Source organism: Kitasatospora sp. A2-31, from assembly GCF_022288725.1.
Taxonomy (GTDB): Bacteria; Actinomycetota; Actinomycetes; order Streptomycetales; family Streptomycetaceae; genus Kitasatospora.
Map to the genome: position 1 here is coordinate 1 of NZ_JAKNTA010000066.1, position 5,269 is coordinate 5,269.

Here is a 5,269-nt window from a genome sequence, read left to right on the forward strand (position 1 = left end):
CCCGCCGAGGCCGGTGAGCAGTCCGCGCTCCTCCACGGTGAACGCGCGGGGCTCGTCGAAGCCGATGATGCAGCTGCCGACGGGGTGCCCGGAGGCGATCAGCGGCAGGAACGCCCAGGCGCCCATCTCGTCGAGGGCGATCCCCGGGTAGGCGGCGGCGAGGGCGTGGACGTTCTCGAAGAAGATCGGCGCGCCGGTGCTGAGCGTCTCGGCCCCGGGCACCCGGGCACCCGTCGGGGTGCCCTCGAAGCGGTCGAGGAAGCCGTCGGGGTACCCGCTCTGCGAGATCAGGTGCAGTCGCTTGTCGCGGACGGCGTAGATGGCGAGCTCCTGGCCGCCGAAGGCCGGCAGGATCTGCTCCTCGACGGCGCGGCAGACCTCGCGGACGGTCACGGCCTCGCTGAGCGCGCTCGCGAGCTGCAGCAGGTGGTACATGCCGCCGACGCCGGGGCGGGCGCCGAGGTCGGGCTCGGGTTCGGTCGGCTTCCCGGTGCGGCCCGGCGGCGGCTCGGCGGCGACCACCCGGCCGGTGACGCCGTGTGCGTCCGGGTAGAGCGAGAAGGCGAACCAGTCGTCCGGCGGTCGGGCGGCCAGGAAGGCGGTGGGCTGCTGGGAGAGCATGGCGGCCCGGTAGCGGTTCTCGTAGACCGGGTCCGAGAGCCAGGGCAGCACCTCCCAGGGGTGGTGGCCGACCAGGTCCTCCCGGCGGGCGCGCAGCAGCAGCTCGACGCTGCGGTTGGCGTAGGTGATCCGGCCGTCGGGGTCGAGCGAGAAGACGCCGTCGTGCAGCCGCTCGACCGCGGCCGCGGCGGCGGTGCCGGTGCGGGTGTCCAGGACGGCGCCGACGAGGTGGGCACGCCCGTCGGGAACGCCCTCGGGGACGCGGGCCCAGAGCTCGACGGGGTAGTGGTGGCCGTCGCGGTCCAGCACCCGGACCCGGGCGGCCAGCATCCGGCCGTGGTCGAGGGCGGCCCGGGCGGCGGCGCGGAACTCGGGCAGGTCGCCGGGGGCGATCCGGGTGGTCAGGCTGGCCGCCCGGCCGTCGAACTCGGCGGGGTCGAGGCCGAGGATCTCGCAGAACTGGTCGTCGGCGGAGATCGCACCGGTGGCCACGTTCCAGTCGAAGAGCCCGACCCGGGTGGTGGGCGGCCCCGGGGGCGCCAGCTCGACCACCGCGGTGTCGCCGTTGGGCTCGATCGGGTACCCGGCCTCCTCCAGCTGCGCCAGTCCGGCGGCCAGCCGGTCGGCCGCCTTCCGCAGGTGCGACCGCGCCTCCTCCGGCACCCCGTCGTCGGAGGAGGGCCAGAGCGCGCTCACGACCCCGTACCGGGCCTCGCCCCTGCGGACCGGAACGCAGGCCGAGGCGTAGTCGTAGGGCAGACCGACGGCCAGCTGCGGGAAGCGCCGCATGGTGTCCTCGGTGTCGGACAGCGTGATCGTCCGCCCGGTCCGGTAGCACACCGCCACCGGCATCGGGCCCGCCGCGGCGACCCGGCGGAACGCGCTCATCAGCGAGAGCGGCACGCCCGCGATGGTGCAGAGCACGAGCGAGCGGCGGTCACGCGAGCGCAGGTAGACCAGCGCGCCGTAGGCGCCGGTGCTCTCCAGCGTGTTGCGGGCGGTCGTGGCCAGCAGGGAGTCCCGCTCGTGGGCGGCCCGGGCGGCGGCGTCGCTCCGCCGCGGACGGTGCGGGTCGGGACGCGTCGCCCGGGCACGAGCGGTCGGCTGCGGACCGGACGGGTCCGCCGGCACACCCTGGCGCATCCTCTCTTGCTACGCCGGGGTCAAGGGACTGTCAAGGCGAGCCCCCGCCGCCCCGGGGTGCCCGTCCGTCCCGGCTGCGCCAGCATGGGGGCATGCCGCCCCCTCCCGGCCCGACCACCGTGGTCAACCTCAAGGGCCACCGCGACGACCCGGACTACGCCGACGTGGTGTACGTCGGCCGCGCCGTGCACCGCGGCGGCTGGCACCTGGCAGAGTCCCCGCTGCACTGCCCGTACCGGCCCGGTCCCGACCTCACCCGCGAGGAGATGCTCGTCCGCTACCGCGCGTACCTCCTCGACCGCCCCGAGCTGCTCGCCCTCCTCCCCGGGCTGCGCGGTCGCCGCCTGGGCTGCTGGTGCGTCCCCCTCCCCTGCCACGCGGAGGTCATCGCCGACCTCGCCGACCACCCGCCGGAGGAGGCGTAGCCGAGGGCCGTCCGCAGGCGCGTCCGGCGGGCCCGCCGGAGCCGGGAGCGCCCGGGCGCCTGCGAACGACCGGGCGCCGCTCGGATATCCTCCGTCGGAAGGTGCAGCACGGCGGCTGCCCAGGGGGAATCGAGTACGGAGATGCAGCACCCGGCGTCCGGGCGGACCGACGCGGCCGAGGCGGCCTCCTGGCAGTGGGACGGCGAGGCCGAGGGAGCACCGGTGGCACCGGCCGACGTGATCGGCGGTGGCCGCGGGGACGACGACGGGCGGTGGCTCGGCCGGCGCCGGCTGCTGCTCGGCGGGGCCGGGGTCCTCGCGGCGGGTGCGGCGGCCTGGGCGCTCGGCCGCTCGGGCGGCGACGCCCGGGAGCCGGCGCCGAAGCCGCAGCCCACCCGGCTCAGCGGGCCGGCGCCGCTCTGGTCGTACCGGGGGCCCGAGGGGATGACGCCCGAACGGCTCGGCGACCGCCCCGCGCGGCCGCTGTTCCTCTCCCGCGCCGGCCTGCAGGTGCTCGACCCCGCCACCGGCTCGGTGCTGCGCACGCTGGCCGTCGACGCGCCGCGGTCCGACTGGCCGAGCGACACCGACCTGCCCGGCCTGCGGGTGGTCGTCTCCGGCGACCGGCTGTTCACCGCCTCGCCGGGCCACCTCGACTCCCGCCACCTCGTCGAGCCTGCCGCGGAGTGGAGCCTGCCGCTGGCCGAGGAGCTGGGCACCAGCGCGACCCTGTTCGGCGCCGACGGCGACATCGTCTTCGGCCGGGCCGAATCCCGGCCCTTCCTGGGGACCGGCAACCTGTTCGCCGTGCGCTACCCGGACCGGGCGGTGCTCTGGTCCCGGGCCTCGACCGGCGCCGAACGGCCGTTCTCCCCGGCGACCCCGGCCGGTGGCCGGATCCCCCTCCTCGACACCTCGACCGGCGGCGGCCGGCTCGTCCTGCTGGAGACGGCCACCGGGCGGCGGCTCTGGGAGGTGCCCACGGAGGTCGGCCTGGGCTGGGCGGTGGCCGACGAGCAGCACGTCTACGTCCCGCGGCACCCCGGCGCCGTCCGGGCGCTGCGGGTGGCCGACGGGACGCCGCACTGGTCGGTCGAGCCCGGCCCCGCCGACTCCAGCCGCTGCCTGCCGCCGGTGACCTCCGGCGGCACCGTCTTCGTCCCGCGCGACAGCGGCCTGGTGACCGCCCACGCCCTCGCCACCGGGGAGCGGCTCTGGGACGTCTGGCTGCCGTTCCGGCTGGACCGGCGCAGCCGCCCGCTGGTGGCGGGCGGGCTCCTCCTGGTCCCCGGTCCGGCCGCCTCCGGCGTCCAGGCACTCGACGCCGCAACCGGGGAGGAGCGGTGGACGTTCCGCGACTCGGGGCCGGGCGTGGACGTCTGGTCGCTGGCCGCCGACGACCACCGGATCTACGCCGGCCACGACGACGTGCTGCACGCGCTTCCGCTCGCCTGACCGGCACGCCCCGGCCCCGTCCGGGCCGCCCCGGCCCCGTCCGGGCCGCCCCGGCCCCGTCCGGGCCGCCCCGGCCCCGTCCGGGCCGCCGCGGTCCCGGCCGGGCGCCTGAGGTCGCCGGGCGCACCGGACGGATCCGCCCCCGCGGCCCCGCCGCGGCCGGGGCCGGGGCAGGATGGGCGGGTGCAGGTACACCCGATCTCGCCCGACCGGCTCGCCGAACTGCTCGCCGACCGCATCGCCGCTCTCCCCGGGGCGGACGGCACGTGGCAGCGGGTCGCGGTGGACGGCGCGGCCGCCGCCCGGCCCGGGGCGCTCGCGGACGCGCTGGTGGAGCCGCTGCGCCTGCGCGGTCGCCCCGCGCTGCGCGTGTCGGCCGCGGACTTCCTCCGCCCCGCCTCGGTCCGGCTGGAGTACGGCAGGCAGGACGCGGACGCCTTCCACGACCTCTGGCTCGACGACGGTGCCCTGCTCCGCGAGGTCCTCGCCCCGCTGGACCCCGGCGGCACCGGCCGCGTCCTGCCGTCCCTGCGCGATCCCGTGACCGACCGCTCGACCCGCGCACCCTACCGGGAACTGCCGCCGGGCGGCGTGCTGTTGCTGGACGGCGCGCTGCTGCTCGGGCGCTGGCTGCCCTTCGAGCTGACCGTCCATCTGGCGCTCACCCCGGCCGCCCTGGCCCGTCGTACGGCGCCGGAGGAGCAGTGGACGCTGCCCGCCTTCGCCCGCTACGAGGCCGAGACCGGTCCGGCCGAGGCCGCCGACGTCACCGTCCGGGTGGACGACCCCCGCCACCCGGCCCTGGTCGAGCACCCGTAGGGACGGGTGGTTCCGCCGCGGTGGACGCCCGCGGCGGGCCGCTCAGCGCGTCGGGCGGCGGGCCCCCGCGCCGGGCCGGACCGCCTCGGGCGCCGGGCCGCGCTGGCAGTACGGGCACCAGAAGGCCACCCGCTCCTGCGGCGGCGTGCCCTGGGTGGCCGTCAGCACCAGCGTGCCGCACCGCGGGCACGGCCGACCGGCGCGTCCGTACACCCAGTGCCGGTAGCCGCGCCTGGTGTCGCCGGTGGTGATGTGGCCCTCGCGCAGCCGGTTGGCGTCGAGCAGCTGCCGCGCCCGTTCCACCAGCCGGTCGGCGCGCGGCAGTTCACCGACCGCGGTCCACGGCGTGACACCGGCCAGGAAGCAGAGCTCGTTCGCGTAGACGTTGCCGATGCCGGCCAGGTTGCGCTGGTCGAGCAGCGCCTCGGCGACCGGCCTGCCCGGGTGGGCGAGCAGTCGGCGCACGGCCTCCGCCGGATCCCAGTCGGGGCCGAGCAGATCCGGCCCGAGGTGGCCGACCGCGCGCTCCTCGTCCGCGGTGCGCAGCAGTTCGACGACGGGCAGCCGGTAGCCGACCGCCGTCCCGGCCTCCGTGGCGAGGACGGCGCGGATCTGCCAGGCGGGACCGCCCGCCCACCGCTCGCCGGGGCGGTAGACCTCCCAGCGGCCGTCCATCCGCAGATGGGTGTGGAGGGTGAGGCCGCCCTCCAACCGGGTGAGCAGGTGCTTGCCGCGCGGGGTGACCTCCAGGACCCGGCGGCCGGCGAGGGCGGCGGTGGCGTGGGCGGGCACCCGCAGATCGGCGG

The 5,269-nt window shown here is 77.8% G+C and carries 5 protein-coding genes; 3 read left to right on the forward strand and 2 right to left on the reverse strand.

Going from position 1 to position 5,269, the window contains the following annotated elements:
• A partial coding sequence (locus MCM47_RS39280; RefSeq protein ID WP_238951676.1) for a GAF domain-containing protein occupies positions 1 to 1,764 on the reverse strand: 1,764 nt, incomplete at its 3' end.
• A gap of 92 nt (positions 1,765 to 1,856) precedes the next feature.
• Here MCM47_RS39280 and MCM47_RS39285 point away from each other — a divergent pair.
• The 3 genes from MCM47_RS39285 (at position 1,857) to MCM47_RS39295 (ending at position 4,463) form a co-directional block, all read left to right on the forward strand.
• Positions 1,857 to 2,189, forward strand: coding sequence for a DUF4326 domain-containing protein (locus MCM47_RS39285; RefSeq protein WP_238864686.1), 333 nt, complete (start codon positions 1,857 to 1,859; stop codon positions 2,187 to 2,189).
• Between the two features lie 141 nt (positions 2,190 to 2,330).
• Positions 2,331 to 3,644 (forward strand): PQQ-binding-like beta-propeller repeat protein, encoded by a 1,314-nt coding sequence (locus MCM47_RS39290; RefSeq protein ID WP_238864687.1) that lies wholly within the window; start codon positions 2,331 to 2,333, stop codon positions 3,642 to 3,644.
• A 183-nt stretch (positions 3,645 to 3,827) separates the two neighbouring features.
• Positions 3,828 to 4,463: a uridine kinase gene (locus MCM47_RS39295; protein ID WP_238864688.1), complete on the forward strand. Its 636-nt coding sequence runs from the start codon at positions 3,828 to 3,830 to the stop codon at positions 4,461 to 4,463.
• Positions 4,464 to 4,505: 42 nt separating this feature from the next.
• Here MCM47_RS39295 and MCM47_RS39300 read toward each other — a convergent pair.
• Positions 4,506 to 5,269 (reverse strand): DNA-formamidopyrimidine glycosylase family protein (locus tag MCM47_RS39300; RefSeq protein WP_238951677.1); only part of this gene is annotated, 764 nt, incomplete at its 5' end.